The sequence below is a fragment of the Pseudomonas sp. MF5691 genome, from assembly GCF_016405645.1.
Classification (GTDB): domain Bacteria; phylum Pseudomonadota; class Gammaproteobacteria; order Pseudomonadales; family Pseudomonadaceae; genus Aquipseudomonas; species Aquipseudomonas shahriarae.
Map to the genome: position 1 here is coordinate 1 of NZ_JAEKDC010000011.1, position 22965 is coordinate 22965.

The following is a 22965-nucleotide window of genomic DNA, read 5'->3' on the forward strand; positions in this document are numbered from 1 at the left end:
ATATCTGCAACCAGATCCCAGGCTGCGTCGGGGAGTTCATACCGCTTTGCCATCTTGGCCTCCTGGCTTTAATGGCGGTGTATTTTACAGAAAATCGTATTTCTTGGGTTTACGTACAGAGCCTAGTCGAAATCCTAGATGGATATGCGAGGGCGGCGTGGACGGGTGTTCGTCCAGGTCGATATAAAGCGATTGCAAGAACGGCTTGTAGATAGTGCCACACTGTTTAACTATTTCCTGTCGCCAATCCTCCACGATCAGTCGCTGTATTTTTGGCGGACGTGGATAGTTGATCCATCCATGGCTTTCACGTGCGATCCAATCGAGCGGCTGGCGGCTGTGTCCGGTTACGAATAGCGGTATTTCCCGAGTCGTAGGTTTGGGAACGAGGTCGGCCCCCACTAACTCGCCGCCACTCCAGCGAATGGGCTCGAAGTGTGTTCGATGGGCTTGGCGTATCACATTGAAGTTTTCTTGAAAGGTCTCGCCACGCTTTTCTGGATCAATGCTGAATGCGGGAAACTCCACGGGACGATCGCCAGAGGCTACTCCCAGGAGCAAGCGACCTCCGCTCAACTGATCAATGCTCGCTGCGGCCTTTGCCGTGTGCAAGGGATTACGCAAAGTAAGGGCGATGGAGGCGGTACCTAGTGCGATTTCTGTTGTATGGGCTGCCATGTAGCCCAGATACACCCAAGGGTCGAAAACCTGGCCGACATCGCCGAAGCTTGGGTCCCTGAGTGGGACGTCGCGAAACCAGAGCGCCGAAAAACCAAGTGCCTCTGCACGTTTGGCCAGCGCGACCTGATCTAGCATGCTCGGTGTATCACCTTCGAAAGCCTCTAGGGGAAAGAACAGCCCAAGGCTTAGATGACCCTGCCTGAAGGTTCGTTTGAATCCCCTATGCTCTTGGTAGGGGATCGTGCTCGGTTGGTACATGCTTAACTTCCTCGGTCAGCAAACGCTGAGCCACGCCCCTGAGTTATGGGGCGTGGCATTGAGCGTTTAGGATTTGTAAGTCGGGTAGTCGGTGTAGCCCTTATCGGTACCGCCGTACATGCTGCTTGGATCAACTGGGTGAAGCGGCCAGTTGTTGGCGATACGAGCGGGCAGGTCGGGGTTCGCAATGAAGGGGCGACCAAAAGCGATCAGGTCGCCCCAGCCAGCTTTTATCACGCGATTTCCTCGTTCAGCGGTGTACTTGCCGGCATAGAGAATCTTGCCGCTGAAGGTCTTACGAACATCTTCCCGGAACGTCTCAGGCAGCTCGGGTGCGTTTTCCCAATCGGCTTCGGCGAGCGACAGGTAGGCAATGCCCACTTCCTCGAGGATCTTCACTGCCTCGATGTAGGTTTGGTGAGGATCTTCTTCGACCAGGCCAAGGTATACGCGGTCTTCGTCTGTGGTCGCGAACAGCGGGGCGAAGCGAACTCCCATGCGCTCCTTGCCGACGACACCAGCAACGGCCAGGGTGATTTCGCGCAGGAAGCGAAGACGGTTCTGCAGCGAACCGCCATATTCATCATCACGCTGGTTGGTATGGGCCGAAATGAACTGGTTTACCAGGTACCCGTTCGCGCAGTGAAGCTCCACCCCGTCAAAACCTGCGTCCAAAGCATTTCGGGCTGCTTGGGCGTAGAGCTCAACCAGTTCCTTTACCTCCTTGGTGGACAGGGCTCGGGGGGTCGATGGGTCGGCCAGTGCACCCGTGCCGGGGCCAGTTTCGATGAACACCTTGACGTTGTCCGCGCGGATGGCTGATGGCGCGACGGGCGCTTCACCACCGGGTTGCAGCGATGTGTGCGACACGCGGCCTACATGCCAAAGTTGAGCAAAGATCACCCCCCCTTCGGCGTGAACAGCGTCGGTGACCTTACGCCAGCCTTGTATCTGTTCTGGGCTATGAATGCCGGGTGTCCAGGCATAACCCTGTCCTCGGGGTTCGATCTGTGTGCCCTCGGTCACCATGAAGCCAGCACCGCTGCGCTGACGGTAATATGTGGCCATTAGGTCGTTCGCAATATTGCCGGGTTGGGAGCTGCGCGAACGCGTCAGTGGCGGCAGAACGATACGGTTCTTGAGGGTGTATGGGCCCAGCTGAGTGGTTTTAAAAAGTTCTGATTGTGTCATTTCGTTTACCTGCATATCTAAAATATTCGATGTTATAGGTCAAAAAAACATGGATCAGCGAGGTCAGAAGAGCCCGAGCGGTGCTTCGTTGAGGCTGACGTAGATGTTCTTCTTCTGGCTGTAGGCTTCCAGCATTGACTTGTGAGTTTCCCGTCCTAGGCCAGATTTCTTATAGCCACCAAAGGGGGCGTGGGCAGGGATCTCATGGTAGGTATTTACCCACATACGTCCGGTTTCCACCGCGCGTGCCACACGTAACGCCCGGTTGATGTCTTGGGTCCAGACTGCGCCCGCTAGGCCGTACTCGGAGTCGTTGGCCATGGCGATGACCTCCGCTTCATCCTTGAAAGGAATGACGCACAGAACAGGGCCGAAAATTTCCTCGTAGGCGACGCGCATATCGTTGCGAACACCGACCAGAATCGTTGGCTGGATGAAGAAGCCGGCATCGTAATCGGCACCTGTAAGGCGACCGCCGCCGATCAGTACCTCGGCACCTTCCTGTTTGGCGATATCAACGTAGCCGAGGATCCGTTCCATCTGGGTCTTGCTGACCTGTGCGCCCATCATGGTGTCTGGGTTCAATGGGTCACCCACACGCACAGCTTCGAACTTATGCTTGAGCTCAGCCAGGAATTGCTCGTAGATGGACTCGTGAACGAACAGCCGTGCGCCGGATTCGCAGACTTGGCCTTGGTTCCACAGGATGGCGAGGACTGCGCCTTCCACGGCCTTGTCCCAGTTCGCATCGGGGAAAACGATGTTGGCTGACTTGCCGCCCAGTTCAAGGGTGGCAGGAATGATTTTCTTCGCTGCCGCATTGGCGACGAGTTCGCCGACACGCGTCGAGCCAGTGAAGGCAAGCTTGCGCAGGTCTGGATGATCCAGTAGGGCCTGGCCAACTGAGGTGCCTAAGCCTGTGACGATGTTGACCACGCCGGCCGGAAGTACCTTGGCGAAGATCTTCGCCAGTTCAAGGATGGTTACCGGGGTTAGCTCAGAAGGTTTGATGACTACGGTGTTACCCGCCGCGATGGCTGGAGCGATCTTCCAGGCGGCCATAAGAAGCGGGAAGTTCCACGGAATCACTTGGCCCACGACGCCGAGGGGTTCACTGAGAGCGATGCTGAGTGTTTGCTCATCCAGCATGACCGCCTCATCCGATTGGCTGCGGATTGCGCCGGCGAAGTAGCGGAAATGATCAATCGCCAGTGGGATGTCGACGGAGCGACTTTCACGAATGGGTTTGCCTACATCAAGGGTTTCCAGAACGGCGAACCGATCGGCATCGGCTTCCAGCAGGTCGGCGATCTTCAACAACGCATTGGCGCGTTCCGCTGGCGAGGTGGTACGCCAGGTCACGAAGGCGCGTTTTGCGGCCTGCACCGCGCGGTCGACGTCGGCAGCTGTGGCGTTTGGGATGTTGGTGAGAATTTTTCCGTTGGCGGGGTTGATAATGTCGAGGGTTTCACCATTTTCGGCCGCCACCCACTGGTTGTCGATAAACAGGCCGTAGCTGTTGTCGGGAAGGTAGCTCGGATGGGTATCACTGGAATTTTGCATGGGTTACCTCCTGAGGTAAGTGCGATGGGTTTGGTTGAGATTATTTGAGATATTGATATATGTCAATATGTAGTTGTGTATTCGCGCAGGCATTCCTATCGCCGCACTTTTTCAGCCTGCTTCTGGATCGGCGGGGAGCGCGCTGTGCTGCGCGCCAGGCTTGGCAACGTAGTCCAGCCCCCCCCCGATCTCTTCATCAAAGAGGGGGGGGGCTGCTGCATAAAAGCACTGAGGCCTGTTTGCATTGAGGTGAAGATGTAAGTCAGAACGGCGCGTCGATATCCATGACGTTAATCAGCTTGTGGTTGACGAATTCCTTGATTCCCAAACCAATCAGCTCGCGACCGTAACCAGATCTTTTGATTCCGCCGAAAGGTAGGTCGGCTTTCGATGACGTTGGGTGATTGACGAACACCATGCCTGTCTCGATGCGCTTAGCAACCTCAACACCATGCTGGGCGTCTGCGGTGAATACCGAACCACCGAGCCCGAACGGAGAGTCGTTGGCGATAACTATCGCGTCTTCTTCGTCTTTAGCTCGTAAGATCATCGAGACTGGACCGAAGAACTCCCAGTAGTAGGCAGGGTTATCAGGCGTCAGGTTGGTCAGAATGGTCGGTTGAACAAATGCACCCTTGCTTGGTACCTTGGGCCCAACCTCGGTGGCCGTAGCACCGTAGTTGACTGCTTCACGAATCTTCGCGCGGATTTCGTCGGCGGCAGTTTGAGATGACAGGGGGGCTAGATTTGTTTCCGGATCGAACGGGTCGCCGGCCTTCAGTTGTGCTACACCTTCGGCATAAAGGCGCAGGAACTCATCGTAGACTTCTTCCACTACAATCATGCGTTTGGATGATATGCACACCTGTCCAGCATTCCAGTGACGGCCTACAACAGCCCACTTCACGGTCTTTTTCAGTTCAGCGTCGCGCAGAACTATGAAGGCATCTGCCCCCCCCAGTTCCAATGTAGATTTCTTCAGTGCCTTGCCAGCCTGGGAGGCGATGATGGCACCTGCGCCTTCGGAACCGGTCAGTGCCACCCCGTGTACTCGAGAGTCGTTGAGGATTGTCTCGATTTGCTGGCGATTTGCGTACATGTTGCTGAATGCGCCAGCAGGTAGACCAGCATCAAGCAGTAGTTGTTCGAAAGCTTCGGCACATTGCGGTACGTTTGAAGCATGTTTGAGCAGCACGGTATTACCCGCTGCCAACTGTGGTGCGAGAATGCGAGCAATTTGATAGTAAGGAAAGTTCCATGGTTCAATGGCCAGGATAGTGCCCAACGGCTCATGGACCAAGATTGCTTCACCCTCGGCTGGGTCGGCTACCGGCAGCTTCTGCGGAGTTAACAAAGCTTCTGCATGTTTAACGTAATACTCAAAGATACTTGCTGAGATTTCTACTTCACCTAATGCTTCGGCAGTGATCTTGCCCATTTCCAGTGTTAGCAACCGGGCATAGTCGTTTGCTCGCGCGCGCAGCAGGTCGGCAGCTCGCTGAAGGACGGCCCCACGCTCTGCGATTGAGCAATTCTTCCAGACAAGAAATGCGTTGTGAGACGCCTCAAGAGCCTGTTCAATCTGAATATCTGTTGCATCTGGAAAACTTTTTAGAACTTCACCTGTATAGGGATTAACGGATGCGTATGCCATGCTGTTTCTCCAGTAATTTTAAGTAAATTTGATTTGTTAATGAGGCTGGTAAGTAGACAGGACCTAAACTGCGGGAATATTTTGGTGCATTTACTAATGATTGATGCCATCAATCAGGAATACTCTGTAAACCGCACCTTTAAGACGATGTTGCAGTGCCTCTTGGTAGGCGGGGCTGGAGTACCACTCTCGAGCTGCTGCTATGTCCGGAAATTGAAGAATGACTGCGCCCTCAATCGGTCCGCCTTCGAGCACCTCCAGTTGGCCGTAGAAGGCCAATGGTGTGAGGTTCCGACCCTGGCGTGCCGCCGGTGCTTTACGGGCATAGAGTTTCAACTCAGCCTCGTCTGTGGTGTGTTCACGTGTGAAGACTACGTAGGCGGACATTGACGTAGTCTCAGGCCAACAGTTTGAGCAGCGAGTGAGCCGTAGCTTCAGAGGAAGCTGGGTTCTGGCCAGTTACGAGCAACCCATCGACTTCGACATGAACGCTCCAGTCAGCACCCTTGGTATAGCGCCCACCATTTGCCTTGAGCATATCCTCTACCAGGAAAGGCACGATTTGAGTTAGACCCACCGCAGCCTCCTCGCTATTGCTGAAACCGGTTACTGTCTTGCCTGCAACCAGAGGTTTGCCATCTACACACTTGACATGGCGCAAAACCGCTGGTGCGTGACAAACCGCTCCGACAGGTTTGCCGGATTGGATTGATTGCTCGATCAGAGAGATAGAAAAGGTGTTCTCCGCAAGATCCCACAGTGGGCCATGGCCGCCAGGGTAGAACACCGCATCAAACTCGGAACTGATCACGTCGCTCAGTTTCTCGGTGTTGGCCAGCGCGTGAGTGGCGACTGAATCGGTCTGAAAGCGACGGGTGGCGTCTGTCTGGAAGTCGGGCTCATTGCTCTTTGGGTCGATGGGTGGTTGACCGCCTTTCGGCGATGCTAGGGTCACTTGCACGCCAGCGTCGATGAAGGCGTAGTAAGGCGCGGCCAGCTCTTCGAGCCAGAAACCGGTCTTCTCGCCAGTGTCACCAAGCTGGTCGTGGGAAGTCAGAACGAGGAGAATCTTCATGTCGTATACCTTGCAGTTGTGCATGCTTGTGGATGTTTTGTAATGCGCTGCCTGTGTGGATAAGCAGTGCTGGAGGTTGGCTTATAGGCTCGCTTCAAGCACACGGCGGCTGACGTCTAAACTGACGTTGTTGTGTTCGCCGAGTGCGGTGAGGTGGTGTGTGTCGAGCTGGTTTATTAGCGCATCTATAGCGTCAGTGCCGAGCTTGTAGGCGGATAAGTGCGTCGGTAAGCCCAGGCTCTCGAAGAACATCCGGGTCTGTTGTATGGCCATGTCAATCCGTTGTTCTTTGTCCCCTTGGCTGATCTGCCAAACCCGCTCGGCGTACTGCAGCAGCTTCGCGCGCTTGGCTTCACGACGAATCTCTAGGTTCGCAGGAAGTACGATGGCCAGGGTCCGTGCGTGATCGATGCCGTACAGCGCGGTGAGCTCATGGCCGATCATGTGGGTGGACCAGTCCTGTGGTACGCCCGCTCCGATCAGGCCATTGAGCGCCAAAGTGGCCGTCCACATGAGGTTGGCACGCGTGCTGTAGTCCGCGGACTCTTTCAGTACAAGGGGGCCAATTTCGATCAGCGTTTGTAAAAGACCTTCGGCAAAACGATCTTGGACGCGCGCATCGATTGGGTAGGTCAGGTACTGCTCAATGACATGCACGAACGCATCGACAACGCCGTTTGCGAGTTGACGGGTGGGGAGGGTTTGGGTTTTGGTGGGATCGAGAATCGAGAATTGTGGAAACATGTAAGCGCTTCGAAACGGCAGCTTGTCTTGTGTCGCCCGGCGAGTAACCACGCCTCCATTGTTCATTTCCGAGCCAGTTGCCGGTAGGGTCAGAACGGTGCCAAATGGCAGCGCTCGTCGAATACTTGCACCCCGCGTTTCCAGAATGTCCCAAGCATCACCCTCGTAGCCAACAGCAGCGGCAACGAACTTGGTGCCATCGATGACCGAACCTCCACCGACAGCCAGGAGAAAATCCAAGCGATGGGTGCGAACCTGATCAACAGCCTTGATTAGCGTTTCATAGCTGGGGTTTGGCTCTATACCCCCGAATTCTTGCACTTCCCGAGAGCCTAATGCGTCACGGACTTCGCGGAGCGTACCGTTTGCACGAGCGCTCTGGCCACCATAGAGCAGCAGGATGCGGGCCGCAGCCGGAACCAGTTCATCCAGGCGGCTGATGGTTTCGTTGCCGAAGACGATTCGCGTAGGGTTGTAGAAGTCAAAATTAAACATTGCTTTAACTCCGATTAAATAGACCAGTCGTATATTTTTTGAGTAAATTTTTTACATTGAAAATTTCATCGGTCGGATACCTGACTGAGTAACAGAGAAGTAGTCTCGAAGGCCGCCTGCAAAGGCATCTGATCACGCGTGACCTTGGTCCTTAGACTGGCTCCGAGCCAAAGTTGGTACAGCATGGTCGCCAAGCCGCGGGTGTCAGTATCGCCCGGCAGAGAACCATCGTTTACAGCGTCACTCACCACATTGGCGAGACGAGTAATTACTCCTTCCATGCCATCCTGGAGCACCATACGCATTGGCTCCGATAGATCACTGACTTCCGCTGCAAGCTTCACTGCCAAGCATTTCCCCTCGGCGGGATAACAGGCTGATTGGGTTTCAATCCAGGTAGCCCAGTAGGCCAGCAAGCGTTGTGCTGCTGATACACTTGGACGGTTCAATAGCGTTTCCAATTGCACCATGTAGTCACTGAAATAGCTCTCCAAGAGCGCCTCGCCAAATGCTTCCTTGGAATTGAAGTAATGATAGAACGAACCTTTTGGCACATTCGCAGATTTAAGGATTTCGCTCAAACCAACAGCTGTGAATCCTCGCCCGGCAATGATGTTTTGAGCCGTGTCGAGGATGTGTTGCCGTACATCGGTGGTGGTCATCGTATTCATGGACGCACCATACCAACAATTAGACCAGTCGTCTACTTTGGGTTTTGAGCAAGCCCTCCGACGAAATCTTGATAATCGCAGTTCGTGAGCCAGCCATCACTTCATTTGATGCGCAGCATTATGTCGGTCCGATGATCGCCGCCGCGTTAGGAAGAAAGATCTACGATACTCGCCGGAGGGGAGCAAATTGCAGCTCTTCTCGAGTCGAGCTGATTTTGCTACAGCATTGCTTAGGCTGGGAACGAGTTTTGACATCCATCGTAAACCAAGCGGCCCGCCAGAGTTTTGGACAACGAGCTGTACGCGTCAAATTTGACGAAAAACATCGCGCTGCCCGTACTATGGCTTGAGCCGGAACGGCTGCTGGGCGGATTATCCGGATCTGTGGGCTAGAACGGTGGGTAATTGCACGGGCTTGCCCAGCCATTTGCATTCGACCTGACCAAGCATTTGCATCGGATTTCACCATCACGTTGCGTGACCATGACCGGCAGAGAGCGACCATGGCTCTGTGAGAATGCCTACGATTGTCTATTCTTCAACCCAATAACTGCATGACAAAATCGTTGTAGCCCTAATGATTCTGCTTTGACTAGAGGGGCTAAATCGAATCGTTTCATGGCACTTAGAATGACTGCTTCTTAGCTGATTGCCTCGGAGCACAGCATGGGTGAGTCGACCCACTGCTGCCGGTTGCGACAGACAGCAATGGGCAAATCCGTCTCGCGCTGCGTCGGCAGCCACCTCGGCACGACTTTGAGGTGGGCATACGGATCATGGCCATTCATGCGCGCTTAGATATCCAGGCAAATTTTGCCGAAATGCTGGTTGGTTTCCTGATACTTGAACGCTTCGACAATCTCGCTCATAGGGAAATGACGATCAATAATCGGGCGCATACCATTAACGTTGATGGCTCGGACCATATCTTGCTGCTGGCTGCGGCTGCCTACCAACACACCCTGCAGGCGCACTTGCTTGATCAATGCCGGTACAAAATTCATTGCACCGCTTACGCCACTCAGTATCCCGATGACGGAGATGTGACCAGCAACCCGAATTGCAATCATCGATTGCTCAAGCGTCGCAGGGCCGCCGACTTCTATGATGTGATCAACACCGCGGCCCCCCGTTAGAGCGCGTGCAGTTTCGCCCCAGTTAAGATCTTTGCGATAATTGATCACATGATCAGCGCCTAGTGCTTTCAGACGTTCAAGTTTTTCGTCGCTTGAAGAGGTAGCAATGACGGTAGCGCCGGCCATTTTAGCGAACTGCAGGGCAAAAATTGAAACGCCACCAGTGCCTTGAACGAGCACGGTATCGCCCGGCTTGAGTGAGTCATCGGCCATCAGAGCGCGCCATGCAGTAAGGCCGGCAGTGGTGAGCGTCGACGCTTCAGCGTGGCTGTATCCGGTCGGCGCGAGGGTGAACGATGTGGCTTGGGCAGTCACTTGCTCACGAGCGTAGCCGTCAATTCCATCACCTGGCACGCTAACAAAGCCTTCAACTAGTGGCGCGCCGCTGATCCACTCCGGGAAGAAGGTACTGACGACCGATTCACCCACCTTGAATTCAGTGACATCTGGGCCGACAGCAATGACTTCACCTGCACCATCGGCCATGGGGATGCGTTTTTCGCTAGGGCCCCACATACCGCTGACCACCGCGAAGTCGTGGTAGTTAAGCGAGTTGGCGTGCAGGCGCACGGTGATTTCGCCGTGGGCTGCGGCTCGGGCTTCGCTGCTGCCAACCACAACCTTTTCATAGCCGCCACCGGGTTGGACGAAGATTGTTTTGTTGCTCATCGGGGTTTCCTTGTGTTTTCTAATTACGCGAAATAACGAAATGAAAGGTTAAAAATTACAAATCGATGGTCAGCCTAGCCGCAAAGTCATCAATCGCCACCTCGTTGCGTCGATAGTAAGTCCATTTTCCGATGCGGGTGGTTAGCACGAAGCCTGCACGTTGCAAGATAGCTAAGTGTGCAGACGCGGTAGAAGGTGAAAGCCCTGCCTTGTGCTGCAAATGGGTTACGCACACCCCTATGGCAGGATCGCCATGATCCTGAGGTGGGAAATTACTGAGTGGGTCTTTGAGCCACTCCATCATTTGCATGCGAGTGTCATTCCCCAGGGCTTTGAGCTGTTCGAGTATCATGGCGGGCAATGTTACGGATTTTTACAAAATGTTCAATAAGTAATCTATTGCCCGGCGCAAGGGTTTGAAGTCAAAAAAAACGCATCCAGTTCAGTTTGCAAAACGACTGAAACGCTATTGGCGAAGGATTGTGAGCCGAGTTAGGTGGCCGATGCATACAGGGCAACTGGAAGGGATAAACAATCGAATTAAAGTCATCAAGCGCATGGCGTATGGCTACCGGTACAGCGAGTTCTTTTTCATGAAGATCAAGAGCGTCTTTCCCGGTAATCCGTAAAGAACCAAAAAAAAAGCCCGGCCAACAGAAGCTGGCCAGGCGCTTTAATAGTTGAGTAAATGAGTGTTGCTAGGCCGCGAGTTCCAGCACAGCGCTGCAGGGCGCGTTGTTTGATGACAGCGCCATGGCCCAACCAGAGTGAGTACATTTGATACTCAGGCTCTTGGCGAGCCAGCGGGAATAGGCGTTACTTTTTCCAGAGTGCGTACCCTGGGTTCAAACCAATTACGTCCTGCTTTGAGTTATAGCAAAACTCCATGGAGCAGTTACTGGTATCAGAAGCCATCGGTACGTAAACCGGTAGTCGATCACGGTTGACCATGTCACTACCACCGTCTATGGTTAGATCGCAGCTATTGCCTTGCGGATCGCACCATATGTCATAGGTGCCGGTAGCTGTAGCCGTTGCTTTAACTGTGGAGGTCGCAGGTGCTCCTACGACGTTGCCTGCTGGAGCGCCTCCGAATAGAGGTCCCGTACCATTTTTGTATGCCCAATCTTTGCCGTCACCGCCCGGATAAATATAAAAATCTTTGAACGCCACATATTTGACATCGCGACCCGTTATCGATTTTCCTCGATAGTTTCGATCGTTATCAATGCACTTGTCTAAAATGCGTATACAAGTAATGATTTCAAAAGAGGGCTCTTGTTGCATGGTGACTTTGCCATAGGCATCTTTATATTGGACTACAATGTCGTCAGGTCGGGTAGTGTCGGTGCATACGTTGTTGTTCGGGCCAGTGCAACTTATAGAGTCGGGAGTTGAATATTGGCTATATAGATCAACAGCGTATGCAGAGGACGTCATCAAAGTAAGCGCAAATATTTTGTACACGATTTTCATGTGATTCCCTTTTCAGATTTAAAAGCGCATAGAAAAAACAAAAGCAAGATGCATGTATCCCTGCTTTTTCTGGAAAGCCGTAACCACCGTTGACGATCCGTAGGGTGTGTACTCGTTGAGCCACTTGGTGACGAGAGGGACGAGCTAGCTCTGCGAGATGGCAATCACGTGGTTAGTTGCTTGCATTCGATCCAATCAAAAAATTGTGTAAGGGTTTTTTCGAATTTTAGCTGTATATGCTCAATCGAGTATAGTGCTTTTGCGCTTCCGAAGGCTTCATCGTTGCTTTTGCGAGCAACAGAAATGAACTCAAAGCAAGCCTTCGGGATGGCAGTGAAAATCCTGAGGAGCAGACATGGTATTGCCCAAGAGCAGCTTGCTCCGAGCCAGAGCTACGTCAGCGATGTTGAACGAGGCTTGAAAAGCCCTTCCGTAGAAAAATTAATTGAGCTTTCTGCCCATCTTGGAGTTCATCCCGCAACTGTGCTTATCAAAAGCCAGTTGCTCCAGGATCCGGAAATGTCCAAGGAAATGCTCCTGTCACAAATATCCCAGGAATTGGAAGGTTAGGATAAGCGTGCAGCCGGTTGCCCGCCGCTTTATGCCACCAATAGAAGTGCGGATTTGAGGGCTTTCTGCTTGAGCGCTGCTCCTTGGCCGAACCAAGCGGAGTCGACCCGATACTCACTGCTCTTGGACCGTCGCTCGTGATCCGTATACTTGGTTACAGCATTGAGTAATCCCCAGGCGGTACCTTGAGCTGATTCTAATGTCGATCCTCGTCCTGACCTTCATGTAGGCTCTGCACCTTGCGTAGCGCCCGTTCATTGGGAAGGACTGGCGGTAGCGGACTATCAGTGCTGGTGTCACGCAGTACGTTCGTGAAGAAGCCCATTGCTTCACGCCACTGAACCTTTCGCTCGGATAAATTTTTCATTTGGTACATGAACTCGTCCCATTGAGAGACAGCAATACCCAACTGCTTTTTCACTGCTTGCGGATCGAAGCGGGTGTTGTGGGGCACCTTGATCGCCTTGGTCGTACCGTCCAGGGCGATGGTCAGCATGTTATTGCAGACCACCTGTACCATGGTCGGGGTCGCTGTGGTGGCCAGGGTGCCGTCACAGGAGGTGGCAAGCAGCAGGTAGCCGTTTACCTGGTCGTTACCACGGAGCGTCGTGCCTTGCCCAGTACGGGCCAGCGCCCAGAACTTGCGACCGCCTTTGAGCACTCCAGCGGTTTCCAGTTCGTAGCCCGAGACTTCAGTCAGATCCCGGTAGAACTCCAGCACTTCACGTGGCTGCACCACCTGGTAGCGCTGAGAAACCACCGACAGTGGGGCCTTGGTGTCGGAGCGATACAGCACCTTCTGCTCAGGGAAGGTATGAATTGAGCCCAGGTGCCCGATGGCGTCAGACTTAAAATGGACCGGGCTTTCCTGAATCTGCCAGTCCATACCCGCTTCACGCTGCCAGACTTCGAGCGGTTGTTTGGGGGAGAGGCGACTGCCCAGACCATGCCAGGGCGTGGCACCAACGTAAGCCATTTGTTCAACGAGATGAGCCATGGAAATGATTCCTTGCGAATGAAGGGAAAAGCGCGTCGTTTCATTAACCAACGACGCCTGTTCACAACGACTTAACGGTTGACGCTGAAGCTGTAGCCACACGCCAGGCACTGATAGTTGAGAAGGATTTTTTCATCGATCTGCTCGCCCAGCGTGGCCCCGGCAATGCCACCTGCGACCCCACCGAACAGACCACCCAAAATCGCCCCGGCGATGCTGCCGATAGCGATTCCCACCGGCCCGCCGACTACTCCCAGCACCGCGCCAGCCTCCGCTCCCGTTAGTGCTCCAGCGACCCCACTGGCCGCACCGCCCGCTGCACCAATCAAACCACCTGCTTGCTTACCAACATTTTTAGTAACCACTCGTCCTGAATTGCAGCTCGGGCACGGGGTGTACATAAATGATTCCTCTCTGTTTGCTGAGTCCACGTATCACGCAGAAATGCTGAATGACGCGCTCATCGCTGAGCGTTCATCTAGGTGATATAGGTCTGAGATTTTTTTGAATGAGGCTTGCCAAAACAACATCCCAGGGAGGGACGTTGTGGGCGGAATCTGAATGTGAGGTTTGGCGTTAAGGGCAGCTATTTTTGCTATTAATAGCTGGAATAGTACTGGCTAAGGGGAGATACATTCTATTTTGAGGCGCGAGACAGAATTGCTTTCAAAGTGGCATGTTCTAAGGCGTAACGTTAGCAAGCGTTACGCTCACGTTCTTTGAGAGTTGAGTTGCTGCTTATAGGATTGCCTCGTCCAGTCCTAACGGGTGTAATGATGTCTAATGAAAAATCAGAAGCGTTGGTTATGCTTCGCTTGAGAGATGTTTTAACGCGAACGGGTCTTTCAAGGTCAACTATTTATAACAAGCTAAATGTGGCCTCGCGTCATTATGATGCGAAATTCCCAAAGCAGATACGTGTCGGGAAAACATCTGTGCGTTGGATTGAGAGTGAAATAAATTTGTGGGTGGAAGAGTGTGTGAGGCTGTCTAGGCAGAATCAATGGTCAATGGCGGGCGTTATGTCTGCTGCAGTTTCTTAATGTTGTTTGTTGTATTTTTGGGTGAGCTATGTATTTTAACTATTTCAGAAATAGCGCAAATAAGTCTAATTTCGGAGATGATTCATATCCGAGTTTGTCGCAATTTCCCTTGCTGGATGCAGCAATAAATGAGGCTCAAGCTAATATTCAGGCTCCGCGGGGATTGATTCAAAATGCGGCCCTAACTGCAATCTCTGTTGTCTTGCAGGGCCTTGTAGATATTCGTAAACCCAATGGCCAGGTCGCTCCGACCTCGCTGATGCTTCTGGCTATTGCTGACTCGGGTGAAAGGAAGTCAACGGTTGAGAATGTTTTTTTGAAGCCGATTAGGGCCTTTCAGGCTAAACAGGGCGAGGAGGTGAAGGAGAGTCAGTCGGTGTGGAAAGTTAAGTACGATACCTGGATGGTTCGACGTAACGGAGTATTAAAAGCGATTATGAAAAAAGCATCAAAAGGGCTTTCTGCTGACGAAGAGGAGAAGGTTCTATTGGCTTTAGAGAAAGAAGCCCCAGCTAAGCCAAAAGAATTTAAGATCTTGTATGAGGACTCAACCTCTGAGGCTTTGTTTCATGGGATGTACGAAAATTTACCTGCGGCTGGTTTGATTTCAAGTGAAGGTGGAGGTGTTTTAGAAGGGCGCGCCTTTAATGACCTTTCAAAGCAAAATGCGATTTGGAGTGGTGACTCAATCACAATTGATCGTAAGACGGCGGAAAGCTTTAAACTTGTTGACGCACGGCTGACAGTCTCTCTTATGGTCCAGGAGAGCGTATTTTCGAAGTACATGGCTCATAAAGGCGGGGTGTCTAGGGGATCTGGTTTGTGGGCGCGCTTTCTAATCTGTCGCCCGGCTTCAACACAGGGGACTAGATATGTAAGCACTCAAGTACCGTCCTGGTATCATCAAACACAATTTGCCTCGCGGTTGGAGCACTTTCTTGAGATGGATCTTATTTGTTTCAGAGGAAATAAAAAAGAAAAAGAAGTGATCGGATTCGACTCCGAAGCGGCTCGGCTTTGGGTAGAGATTGCGAATGATATTGAGTCAAGGATGTGTGCAGGTGGAATACTGTATGGGCTAGGTGATCATGGTTCAAAGTTAGTTGAGGTTATTTCTAGGTTGGCTGCATTGCTTCATTGTTTTGAAGGGTTTGAGGGTGATATTTCGATGTCAACCTTGCAGGCGGCAACGGATCTTGCTAAATGGTACTCCAATGATTTTATAAAGTTGTTTGGGGAGAACTCTAAAGAGAACGATGAAGAGCAGGAATTAAATTGCTGGCTTGATAGTTTTCGTAAGGTGGGTAAGCGTTTTGTTAAAAAAAATTATATTTTGCAATGCGGGCCTGGGAAGTTTAGAAAGAAAGCTGCTCTTGAGCATGTTCTTTTGCGACTGGTAAATAACAGTGCTATCCGGATTTTGAATTATCCTGGGGACAAAACTATTTATGTTGATCTCTGTCCTTGGCAGGGTGGTTTGTAGATGATGCTAGTCTCTTTTCGGGGTACTAACTCTTTGGGTTGTTTTTGATATTTGGCGTTAGTTGTTTACGAGTTGTGTTGGTTTGTTTGTCTAGGTTTTATAGGGAGCATGTTCAAGGTGGTTATTGCTTGATTATGTATTACTATTTAATTAGATTGTTGGGTTTGTAGTTTGGTTTAATTAAATCAGTTGTTTGATGTCTAGTTAATTAGTTAGATAAGTTGATGGTGCAATAGTTGACGGTTGTGATGTCAACTGATCATTTGTCAGCAGCATGGCCCCCCCAAAGCCATGTTGCTGGCTTCTTGAGGAATCAGTGAGTGATAGATGAAGTTGATTGGATCGATAATGGAGGGTCGTTAGATCTAATGGTTGAGGAGGTCGGAGGGCTTCCTGTTTTAAGGGTAGAGGAAAGCTTGGTGTTGGAGTTGCGTTCTATTGAGAAATTAATGTGTGAGCTTGCTGATAGTAAGGGCTTTTTGTTCTCTTCTTATACTCATCAACTTTACGGGGTAAAGGTTAAGGCTGAGAGGCTTGGTCGCTATTTTGTTGACAAACTGAAGAGGGGAAAGGGAATGCTTGAACAGTACTTCCCCTGTCATGTAGTTAATCCTTATGTGGAGGTTTTTTTCAGATGTGTTGATCGAGTCGATGAGCTTCATTCGCTCAGAGTCTGGCGGGATTTACGCAATGGAGCCGCTGAGGCTTTTTCAGTTAGAATGAATGATCTCGTAGAGTTTGTGCGGCTGGAGCTGGCCAGTGATGCTTTTAAAGCCGTTTTGAAACGATTCCGTAAAGCGTCCGTTAAGCGAGTTAACAGCTTGGAAGGTTATATAGACGCTCTTTTCGCCAAGCACTCTAGGATGCTTGTTGTGCGTGTTGATTTGTCTTATCAGTCAGGCTTTGTAAGTGGTCGTGAGGATTTTTATGGCGATGTTAGTAAGGTAAAGGTACATTGGGCAAAAATGCAGAAAGATCTACACAAGGGCATTCCAGTTGATGGGTTGTTAGGGTTTGCTTGTAAGCTGGAATATGGACAGCTAAAGGGGTTTCATTTTCATTTGTTGCTTTTTTATAATGGATCAAATCATCGCCAGGATGGGGTTTTGGCTAGAATGGTTGGTGAGTATTGGCGGGACTCAATTACGGCAGGATCAGGGCGCTATTTCAATTGTAATGCAGTAAAGGATAAATATAAATATCTTGGAATAGGTATGATTAGTTTTAATCAGCTGGACAGGGTAAGCGCTTTGAAGAATAGGGTGGCGTCATATCTTACGAAAGTGGACTATTGGGTACGGCTCTCTGCTGATAGTGGCAGGTCATTTTTCAGGGGAAATATGCCAAAGCTGAAAACTATGAAGAGAGGGCGCCCTAGACGTTCATGTCCTGCTCAGGCGGCGCCTAATGGTTCTGTGTAGAAAGCCTTTTTGATTACTTTCTAGGCTTTAAGCTGATAATACTGGCAGCTGCTACGGCAAGCTTTACTGTTAGCCCGCACTCATCGCACAAATGGTTTTTAATTGTTTCCTTTTTGGGGTGATATTTTTTGGTGCTTTCTTGGCTTTGTTTCCAGAAAAGCTTTGCCGCCTCGTTTATCATAATCAACGAGATTGAGGCATGGGAAGGATATTCTTTGATGATTTCATTGCCTGGCTTTTCAATTGGTGTATACTCATAGAGCCTGTCTGGAAGTATTGCATAAGCCGCCTGATCTAGAAGATCTCCGCCTCTGAGGCTGAATCTAGATTTTAGCCAGTCTTTTATTTTTTCGATAAGTTCTTTTTTTTGATCGATTGAGGTGATTTTTTCTTTTTTGATGAATCTATCTGATGCTTCGTTCAGGATTGCAAGATCCTCTGACATCCATTCCATTTTTTGACTGTAGCGGCTCTCCTCCATTCCTTCATTAAGGATTTTTTGAGTGTCTTCTTTTTTAATTAGTATTTCCGCGGCGGTAATTTTTTCTTCTTGTGGCTGGTTGCTTTTTCGGTTAGTCACAAAAAATCCTGCGTCAACCACAAGGGATGGATAGGGTTTTAATTGTGCTTTTAGTTGTTCAATCGCCGAAATTACTGAAAGTCCTTCTTTGATGCTGCTGATAAAGGCACAGCTAAAATTATCCTTTAGGATTTCTCCGTAATCTATAATTTCAGCCCACTCAGAGGGGGGTATGGAGAAGAATTTAATGTTGGATTCTACAATTGCGTGGTAATCGTGCTCTTCGCTGAAAGGTGTGCCCCTATGCCGCTTAAATAGGCTTTGTGCTGTTTGTAGCTCATCTGAACCTGCGACGATAGCCGAGCCTGATACGTGAACTGCAACATTTCTAGGGCGGCGGCATAAAAGGGAAATCTGCAGCTTTTCGATTCTGTTTTTGAATTCACTTTCGGAGATGCTGTGCTCCTCAAGAAATTCAGTTACTGATATAACAAACTCTTTGTTTTTCATTTGTAATAGTGTCCTTGTGTAGCGCTGCTAGTCTTTTCTCTGGGCGGTTGGAGTGGTTGTCTATATCAGGCCGGATAAATGTTTGCCGAGAACTTCCCAAGCCTCCGCCATTTCTTTAGCATAGCTATGACGCTGATATATGCGTTTTACCTTATTTTCCTCTGTGTGGTTGAGGCAACGTTCAGCCACTTCAGGAAGCACGCCAATAGCAGTCATAATCGTCGCGCCTGTACGCCGCAGGTCGTGAGGCGTCCACTTTCCGCCTGGTAGCAACAGTGCTTGGGCTTTGGCGCTACGTCGGCTCATGGAGCCTTGTTCCGGAAGGCGCTGGCGATCTCCCAGCTGCTTGGTTACCGTTTTAGGGCATACATGGTCAGTTATGTAGGTGTTCGGGTAGCACCAAGGTGACAGGCTATTAATCTGCTTTACGCGCTTGAAGTGGCTAATGGCAAAGTCTGAAAGGATGATGCTGTGCGGTTTGCCGTTTTTACTATTCTCGGACGGAATCAGCCAAGTGCTTTGCTCTAGATCGATATGCTCCCATCGGGCGCTCAGGAGCTCACCAATTCGACAGCAGGTCGATAGGGCAATCCAGATTGCAGCTTCGGTGGTGACTAGCAGTCCTGCATCAGGGGCTTTCTTAGCAAGCAGCTTGATTTCGTCATCACTCAGTACTCGGTCGCGTTCAGTATCTTTGCCGCCTATCTTAGCTTTGCGGATACTGGCACTGGGATCGTGCTCAATAAGGTCGCGGTCTACGGCAAAGCGGAACATTTGACGCATAAGCGAAAAAACCATCTTGGCCATACGGTTTACACCGCGAGCGAGGAGGGCATCTGTCACCTCGGTGATATGACCCTTTTTCACATCAGCGACAGCCAAGTCGCCCAAGAAGGGCAGAACGTCCTTTTCAAGCATCCGACGAGCCTCTGCACCCTTGTCCTTGCGGTTGATGAGATCAACCTTAGCCCAGTGCTCGAATAGGTCGGTAACAGTCTTGCGTGCCGCCTGGCGAGCTTGCTCGGCTTCGGCTTCTGCTTTCTCGGCGGTGAGTCGTGCCAATTCACCATCTCGGGCTGCGATACGGGCAGCTTCCTCGGCATCCAGATGTTCACGTAAGTTGCGAGTTCCACTTTGGTAGAGGCGTGACCACTCTCCAGCTTTAGTTCTTGCTTCCTTGAGGGTAAGTCCATCAGTGCCAGTGGCGTCATATGCACCTATGGGCAGAAACACTCTTCCACCGCTGGTGTCGGTATACCTGAAGTAAAACAGGCGTTCGCCATCTGGGCGAAGACGTGCCATGAATCGGCCGCAGCCGCGAGGAGCATCCTCGATCAGCCAGGTAGGTTTGGCTGGTTTTGCGTTCATCTGTTTGTCGGTGATCGTCGCCACTTTCGCTTCCCCAGAAAGGCCAGGCTCCAGATGGTCACCGTTGGGTCACCGTTTCTCGCTGGCTTTGGTAGAATACTATCGGAAGCGGTTGGACTGTGTAAACTGTATTGGCCTAGTAAATACAGTGCTTTAGGCCTTGTTCCTGGAATTGTTTAGACTGGATTGGATTGTGATTCACCTTTATGGGGTGCTAGGGGTAGAGTGTTCGAATCACTCCGTCCCGACCATATTTTCTGAGTAAAATCAGTCACTTAAGCCGATCAGCTAGATCGGCTTTTTTGTGCCCGTGCATAACCTGCGCAAAACTTGCGCAAAACTACCCGGTGATTTCGCTGATATTTAGGTCTGGAATTGCTTCAGACCAGACGATTTCTGCGTGGTCCTTTTGGTAGTTCTTGGTCATCTTCTCGCTGGCATGGCCTGCGATCTTCTGCCCGTCCTTTCCGGCTTTCTGGTACAGGTGAAGAGATGGTCGCGTTGATCGGTCACCAGGTCGACGCTTCGAAAGCTTCTCTTGTCCGTCTGGTCGTTGCCCATCGCCGATATGCGCTCAAGGGCGTCTCTCAGTGCCGTCTCTGCCGAAGCTTTTCCGGTGGCGAGCAGGTCATTCATCTGGACCAGGCCCGCAATGTTCGCCCGCGCCTTACTCAGCAAGCGATAGGCGGTTGTGAGCTCGTCCTCGAGTAGCGCGCACTGGTGCTTGTACATTTCCAGGGGCGTAGGGCATCCAAGCCACGTCGAGGTGTCTTCGTCGATGTTCATTTTTGGATAATCCGAATACTGTATTTGCATACAGTTATCGAGGTTTTAGGGTTGTGCGATTTGAGGCGACGAGCTGCGAACGATATCTGATAGGTCAAGGGACAGAATGGGGTGATCCGCAAGACATTCGGCGTGTAGTTCCAGTGGAACCACCCGAAAACAGGCGAGGAACAACGGTCGGAGTCACGCACGAGTTGGTTGGTTGAATTCCGAGACTGTTTTCAACGCTCTACGGTCGTCGCACAGGCATTCTTCGTACAGAAACTAAGGAGTGAAGGCGTTTAGCCATTAGCACAAGCGTGCTATTTGATCCTACCCACTCTCGGCTCATATTAGTCCTCCTAAATTACAGAAATCGGGAAAGGACCTCCATGGGCTACAAACTTCCACCCCCTTGTCGATGGCTGGCTATCCTGGTCATGGCCTGCAGTACCTCGGCCATGGCCGAACAAGCCTCGGGTGACTACTGGATCATCTACGGCAAAGGGGAGCGTCTGCACAACGAGGTGTACGTCGCCGATGCCGCCGGCATCATGAAAAAGCCTGGTAGCGTGCAATCGGTGCAGGTCATGCAGCTGTTCGAAGATCCTGCCTTCCCGACCCTCGCCGCCTATGAGGTGCAGGTCAAATGCAAACAGCGCCAGATCCGCCTGGACAGCGCCCGGGCGATACGTCGCTTCGACGGTGCCGTGAAGGATGTGAAGACCAACATCCAAGGCTGGGTCGCACCGAAGGACTACTGGTTGCAGCGCACCTTTGCCTTCGTCTGCGCCCCAGACAACCGTGCGCGCAACCAGATGTTGCCGATCGGCAAGATGCCGGCGACGCGGATGGTCACCACCATCCAGGCCATGTTCATTCAGTTGATCGGTGTTCAAGCCAACAGCCAGGCGGTGCAAGAGTTGGATGACATGCTAGACAGCAGCGCCCGATGAACACACGTTCTCTGCTGTTTCTCAGTTTGCTGCTACCTACCCTGGTCGGCTGTATCCCGACCCTGCCGGAGTTGCGTGCCAGCCACCAATGGCAGGGGCGCGACGCCAAGCAGGCCATCGACTTCTTTGGCCCGCCCGGGCGCATGGAACCGTTGCCCAGCGGAGGTGGGGTGCAGTTGGGCTGGTACCGCGATACCACCTATGTGCGCCAGGAGGTGGTCGGCAGCACCGCCGAGAGGCAAGGCAATGTGATGGTCCATACCAATTACTGGGACGACGTGACCCATCCTGGCGGCTGCACAATCCTCATGACGGTGGACAAGGCGCGGCAGATCAGCGACTTCTCTATCAAGGGCCGCTGTAACGGCGTGAACCTGGCGCCGTAGCAGACCTGGAGAAAAGCAGGCGAAGACTCGTGGAGGGCGGGCTTGTCCTGCGATCGCAGTGCCCCTACTGGTCAGGCACCGCGAACCTTTTTTACCTGTTGCTCCGGTGTATGCCCATGAAGATTGTGGTCAGCAGCATCCTCGCCGACGACCAGGCCAAAGTTGTTCGGTAAGCCCAAGTCTCGTGATCGCGCGCCCGTTTGGCTGGCTCAAGGAGCATTGTGGAGGCTCACAGTAAGGAGCTTGGAAGAAACTGTGTAAAGTCCTGGATCTTCAAAAGTGACCCAGCTCCTGACGTATCCCCGTGGTTGCTGGATGCAAAGATCAATGGCATGGCCAAGCTCGGTCTGAACATCAGCGGGCTGGAAGAGGTTGAAGGAGCGCTGTATGCACAGTCGTGGTGGTGCAGGGAGATTTGATTGTGTTGGGTCGGCAGGACGCCAGGGGAGGGGTGTGCTGAGAGATGTATGTTGCGCAAAACCTCGGCTACAGGCCACGGTTTATCGTTTGCATAAGCACAGGAAATTGGGTTATTTGGTATCGTGCATACATGGCTAATTCTATATTTTACAATGGCTTACGCATGTACAGGACCAAGCATGGGGTGCTAGGGGTCGAGTGTTCGAATCACTCCGTCCCGACCATATTTTTCAATGACTTAGCCGCTTTCGAGCGGCTTTGTTGTTTCTGCCATAGTGACTTTCCGAGTGACCCTGGCGTTTTTCATCATGCCTCCCTCCGTTTCAGAATCGTCAACGCTGGTGTGCGTGAGTCGGTTGCTGATACCTTGTTTGCCGCCGCAATCAGCTGATCCAGTTCCGCCGCCGAGTAGTGACTGGTGATGCTTCCGTTCTTGTGGTCGAGCAGCGCTTTCCGATCCCCTCAGTCACGCCAGCAGCACGCAGTCTTCTCCCAAAGGTGTGCTTCAAGTCGTGTATGCGGTTCCTGGTAAAGCCGTCATGTGCCGGCCGCAAGAACTTCTCCTGCCACTTCTTTGCCGCCCGAATCCGCGCCTTCTTCCAGGCCGAGTCGTTCATGCGGTGAACCGTCGTTTCATTCCCCTCGTCATCTGGCTTGCCAAACGGGAACACGTAGAGTGGATGCTTGCCGCGTACCGGATCCAACTGGCGGGACCACGCACTACTACGCAACCACGATGCCCAAGGCCCCTGCCTGGGCGGCGAAGGCCAAGCAGACGTTGCGTCTGTGGCATCACGTCTTCTTCAAGGATGTGCCGTGATGACTCCGGTCCAGAAGCCGGCCGGGCTGGTGCTGCTGATCCTGGTGCTGATGGCCAGCGCCGCTGGCGTCACATGGCAGGTTCAAGACTGGC

General features: G+C 51.9%; 20 protein-coding genes and 6 pseudogenes. 8 read left to right on the top strand and 18 right to left on the bottom strand.

Annotated elements, in window-relative coordinates; genetic code table 11:
• Positions 1–120 precede the first annotated feature (120 nt).
• The 10 genes and pseudogenes from JFT44_RS16700 to JFT44_RS16745 all read right to left on the bottom strand — a co-directional run.
• A pseudogene (locus tag JFT44_RS16700) lies at positions 121–939 on the bottom strand (LLM class oxidoreductase); the annotation flags it as partial.
• 66 nt (positions 940–1005) lie between these two features.
• Positions 1006–2130 (bottom strand): alkene reductase, encoded by a 1125-nt coding sequence (locus tag JFT44_RS16705; RefSeq protein WP_045057438.1) that lies wholly within the window; start codon positions 2128–2130, stop codon positions 1006–1008.
• A gap of 63 nt (positions 2131–2193) precedes the next feature.
• Positions 2194–3693, bottom strand: a complete 1500-nt coding sequence (locus tag JFT44_RS16710) for an aldehyde dehydrogenase family protein (protein WP_010562393.1) — start codon at positions 3691–3693, stop codon at positions 2194–2196.
• A gap of 262 nt (positions 3694–3955) precedes the next feature.
• A complete protein-coding gene (locus tag JFT44_RS16715) occupies positions 3956–5347 on the bottom strand; it encodes an NAD-dependent succinate-semialdehyde dehydrogenase (protein WP_073845424.1) in 1392 nt (463 codons plus the stop codon).
• Positions 5348–5440: 93 nt separating this feature from the next.
• The gene (locus JFT44_RS16720) at positions 5441–5734 is read right to left on the bottom strand and encodes a DUF1330 domain-containing protein (RefSeq protein WP_010562395.1); all 294 of its coding nucleotides are present in this window, start codon (positions 5732–5734) and stop codon (positions 5441–5443) included.
• Positions 5735–5744: 10 nt separating this feature from the next.
• Positions 5745–6422: a type 1 glutamine amidotransferase domain-containing protein gene (locus tag JFT44_RS16725; protein ID WP_038443625.1), complete on the bottom strand. Its 678-nt coding sequence runs from the start codon at positions 6420–6422 to the stop codon at positions 5745–5747.
• 81 nt (positions 6423–6503) lie between these two features.
• The gene (locus tag JFT44_RS16730) at positions 6504–7661 is read right to left on the bottom strand and encodes an iron-containing alcohol dehydrogenase (protein ID WP_045061818.1); all 1158 of its coding nucleotides are present in this window, start codon (positions 7659–7661) and stop codon (positions 6504–6506) included.
• Positions 7662–7726: 65 nt separating this feature from the next.
• Positions 7727–8332 (bottom strand): TetR/AcrR family transcriptional regulator, encoded by a 606-nt coding sequence (locus JFT44_RS16735; protein WP_032902016.1) that lies wholly within the window; start codon positions 8330–8332, stop codon positions 7727–7729.
• A gap of 794 nt (positions 8333–9126) precedes the next feature.
• Positions 9127–10137: an NAD(P)-dependent alcohol dehydrogenase gene (locus JFT44_RS16740; RefSeq protein WP_073844922.1), complete on the bottom strand. Its 1011-nt coding sequence runs from the start codon at positions 10135–10137 to the stop codon at positions 9127–9129.
• 55 nt (positions 10138–10192) lie between these two features.
• A complete protein-coding gene (locus JFT44_RS16745; RefSeq protein ID WP_038443618.1) occupies positions 10193–10489 on the bottom strand; it encodes a helix-turn-helix transcriptional regulator in 297 nt (98 codons plus the stop codon).
• A 94-nt stretch (positions 10490–10583) separates the two neighbouring features.
• On the opposite strand from JFT44_RS16745, the pseudogene JFT44_RS16750 reads away from it, so the two are divergent.
• Positions 10584–10766: pseudogene (locus JFT44_RS16750) on the top strand (transposase); the annotation flags it as partial.
• 187 nt (positions 10767–10953) lie between these two features.
• Here the strand turns inward: JFT44_RS16750 and JFT44_RS16755 are convergent.
• A complete protein-coding gene (locus JFT44_RS16755; RefSeq protein ID WP_127882195.1) occupies positions 10954–11613 on the bottom strand; it encodes a hypothetical protein in 660 nt (219 codons plus the stop codon).
• 303 nt (positions 11614–11916) lie between these two features.
• Between JFT44_RS16755 and JFT44_RS16760 the strand changes: the two genes are divergently transcribed.
• Entirely contained in the window at positions 11917–12183 is a 267-nt protein-coding gene (locus JFT44_RS16760; RefSeq protein ID WP_032902013.1) for a helix-turn-helix domain-containing protein, read from the top strand.
• 29 nt (positions 12184–12212) lie between these two features.
• Here the strand turns inward: JFT44_RS16760 and JFT44_RS16765 are convergent.
• A pseudogene (locus JFT44_RS16765) lies at positions 12213–13180 on the bottom strand (DUF932 domain-containing protein).
• Between the two features lie 71 nt (positions 13181–13251).
• Positions 13252–13581, bottom strand: a complete 330-nt coding sequence (locus JFT44_RS16770) for a hypothetical protein (protein ID WP_057711611.1) — start codon at positions 13579–13581, stop codon at positions 13252–13254.
• 405 nt (positions 13582–13986) lie between these two features.
• Here JFT44_RS16770 and JFT44_RS16775 point away from each other — a divergent pair, with 405 nt between their 5' ends.
• The 3 genes from JFT44_RS16775 (at position 13987) to JFT44_RS29000 (ending at position 17127) form a co-directional block, all read left to right on the top strand.
• Positions 13987–14223 (top strand): AlpA family transcriptional regulator, encoded by a 237-nt coding sequence (locus tag JFT44_RS16775; protein ID WP_073844924.1) that lies wholly within the window; start codon positions 13987–13989, stop codon positions 14221–14223.
• A gap of 28 nt (positions 14224–14251) precedes the next feature.
• Positions 14252–15706 (top strand): YfjI family protein, encoded by a 1455-nt coding sequence (locus JFT44_RS16780; RefSeq protein ID WP_073844920.1) that lies wholly within the window; start codon positions 14252–14254, stop codon positions 15704–15706.
• A 320-nt stretch (positions 15707–16026) separates the two neighbouring features.
• Positions 16027–17127: an inovirus-type Gp2 protein gene (locus JFT44_RS29000; RefSeq protein WP_143192539.1), complete on the top strand. Its 1101-nt coding sequence runs from the start codon at positions 16027–16029 to the stop codon at positions 17125–17127.
• A gap of 13 nt (positions 17128–17140) precedes the next feature.
• On the opposite strand, the gene JFT44_RS16790 is transcribed toward JFT44_RS29000, so the two are convergent.
• The 4 genes and pseudogenes from JFT44_RS16790 to JFT44_RS16800 form a co-directional block, all read right to left on the bottom strand.
• On the bottom strand, positions 17141–18157 hold the full coding sequence (locus tag JFT44_RS16790; protein WP_073844916.1) for a hypothetical protein: 1017 nt from the start codon (positions 18155–18157) through the stop codon (positions 17141–17143).
• 60 nt (positions 18158–18217) lie between these two features.
• Entirely contained in the window at positions 18218–19549 is a 1332-nt protein-coding gene (locus JFT44_RS16795) for a site-specific integrase (protein WP_073844914.1), read from the bottom strand.
• Between the two features lie 316 nt (positions 19550–19865).
• Positions 19866–20024: pseudogene (locus JFT44_RS28715) on the bottom strand (integrase); the annotation flags it as partial.
• Complete coding sequence (locus tag JFT44_RS16800; RefSeq protein WP_233098377.1) at positions 19949–20311, bottom strand: hypothetical protein; 363 nt, start codon at positions 20309–20311, stop codon at positions 19949–19951. The pseudogene JFT44_RS28715 and the gene JFT44_RS16800, both read right to left, overlap by 76 nt.
• A gap of 419 nt (positions 20312–20730) precedes the next feature.
• Here JFT44_RS16800 and JFT44_RS16805 point away from each other — a divergent pair, with 419 nt between their 5' ends.
• A complete protein-coding gene (locus JFT44_RS16805; protein WP_198830930.1) occupies positions 20731–21246 on the top strand; it encodes a hypothetical protein in 516 nt (171 codons plus the stop codon).
• Positions 21243–21632: a hypothetical protein gene (locus JFT44_RS16810; protein WP_057442083.1), complete on the top strand. Its 390-nt coding sequence runs from the start codon at positions 21243–21245 to the stop codon at positions 21630–21632. The genes JFT44_RS16805 and JFT44_RS16810 overlap by 4 nt, the downstream gene beginning before the upstream one ends.
• Before the next feature lie 726 nt (positions 21633–22358).
• Here the strand turns inward: JFT44_RS16810 and JFT44_RS16815 are convergent.
• A pseudogene (locus JFT44_RS16815) lies at positions 22359–22744 on the bottom strand (site-specific integrase); the annotation flags it as partial.
• On the opposite strand from JFT44_RS16815, the pseudogene JFT44_RS28720 reads away from it, so the two are divergent.
• Positions 22741–22872, top strand: a pseudogene (locus JFT44_RS28720) (cell wall hydrolase); the annotation flags it as partial. The pseudogenes JFT44_RS16815 and JFT44_RS28720 sit on opposite strands and share 4 nt — an antisense overlap.
• Positions 22873–22965 lie beyond the last annotated feature (93 nt).

Coding starts and splice junctions, on each gene's coding strand:
- JFT44_RS16775 (WP_073844924.1), top strand. CDS start 13,987: ATGCTTCGCTTGAGAGATGTTTTAACGCGAACGGGTCTTTCAAGGTCA.
- JFT44_RS16770 (WP_057711611.1), bottom strand. CDS start 13,581: ATGTACACCCCGTGCCCGAGCTGCAATTCAGGACGAGTGGTTACTAAA.
- JFT44_RS16735 (WP_032902016.1), bottom strand. CDS start 8,332: ATGAATACGATGACCACCACCGATGTACGGCAACACATCCTCGACACG.
- JFT44_RS16720 (WP_010562395.1), bottom strand. CDS start 5,734: ATGTCCGCCTACGTAGTCTTCACACGTGAACACACCACAGACGAGGCT.
- JFT44_RS16710 (WP_010562393.1), bottom strand. CDS start 3,693: ATGCAAAATTCCAGTGATACCCATCCGAGCTACCTTCCCGACAACAGC.
- JFT44_RS16745 (WP_038443618.1), bottom strand. CDS start 10,489: ATGATACTCGAACAGCTCAAAGCCCTGGGGAATGACACTCGCATGCAA.
- JFT44_RS16760 (WP_032902013.1), top strand. CDS start 11,917: ATGAACTCAAAGCAAGCCTTCGGGATGGCAGTGAAAATCCTGAGGAGC.
- JFT44_RS16705 (WP_045057438.1), bottom strand. CDS start 2,130: ATGACACAATCAGAACTTTTTAAAACCACTCAGCTGGGCCCATACACC.
- JFT44_RS16780 (WP_073844920.1), top strand. CDS start 14,252: ATGTATTTTAACTATTTCAGAAATAGCGCAAATAAGTCTAATTTCGGA.
- JFT44_RS16805 (WP_198830930.1), top strand. CDS start 20,731: ATGGCCTGCAGTACCTCGGCCATGGCCGAACAAGCCTCGGGTGACTAC.
- JFT44_RS16715 (WP_073845424.1), bottom strand. CDS start 5,347: ATGGCATACGCATCCGTTAATCCCTATACAGGTGAAGTTCTAAAAAGT.
- JFT44_RS16740 (WP_073844922.1), bottom strand. CDS start 10,137: ATGAGCAACAAAACAATCTTCGTCCAACCCGGTGGCGGCTATGAAAAG.
- JFT44_RS16790 (WP_073844916.1), bottom strand. CDS start 18,157: ATGAAAAACAAAGAGTTTGTTATATCAGTAACTGAATTTCTTGAGGAG.
- JFT44_RS16755 (WP_127882195.1), bottom strand. CDS start 11,613: ATGAAAATCGTGTACAAAATATTTGCGCTTACTTTGATGACGTCCTCT.
- JFT44_RS16810 (WP_057442083.1), top strand. CDS start 21,243: ATGAACACACGTTCTCTGCTGTTTCTCAGTTTGCTGCTACCTACCCTG.
- JFT44_RS16730 (WP_045061818.1), bottom strand. CDS start 7,661: ATGTTTAATTTTGACTTCTACAACCCTACGCGAATCGTCTTCGGCAAC.
- JFT44_RS16725 (WP_038443625.1), bottom strand. CDS start 6,422: ATGAAGATTCTCCTCGTTCTGACTTCCCACGACCAGCTTGGTGACACT.
- JFT44_RS16800 (WP_233098377.1), bottom strand. CDS start 20,311: ATGAACATCGACGAAGACACCTCGACGTGGCTTGGATGCCCTACGCCC.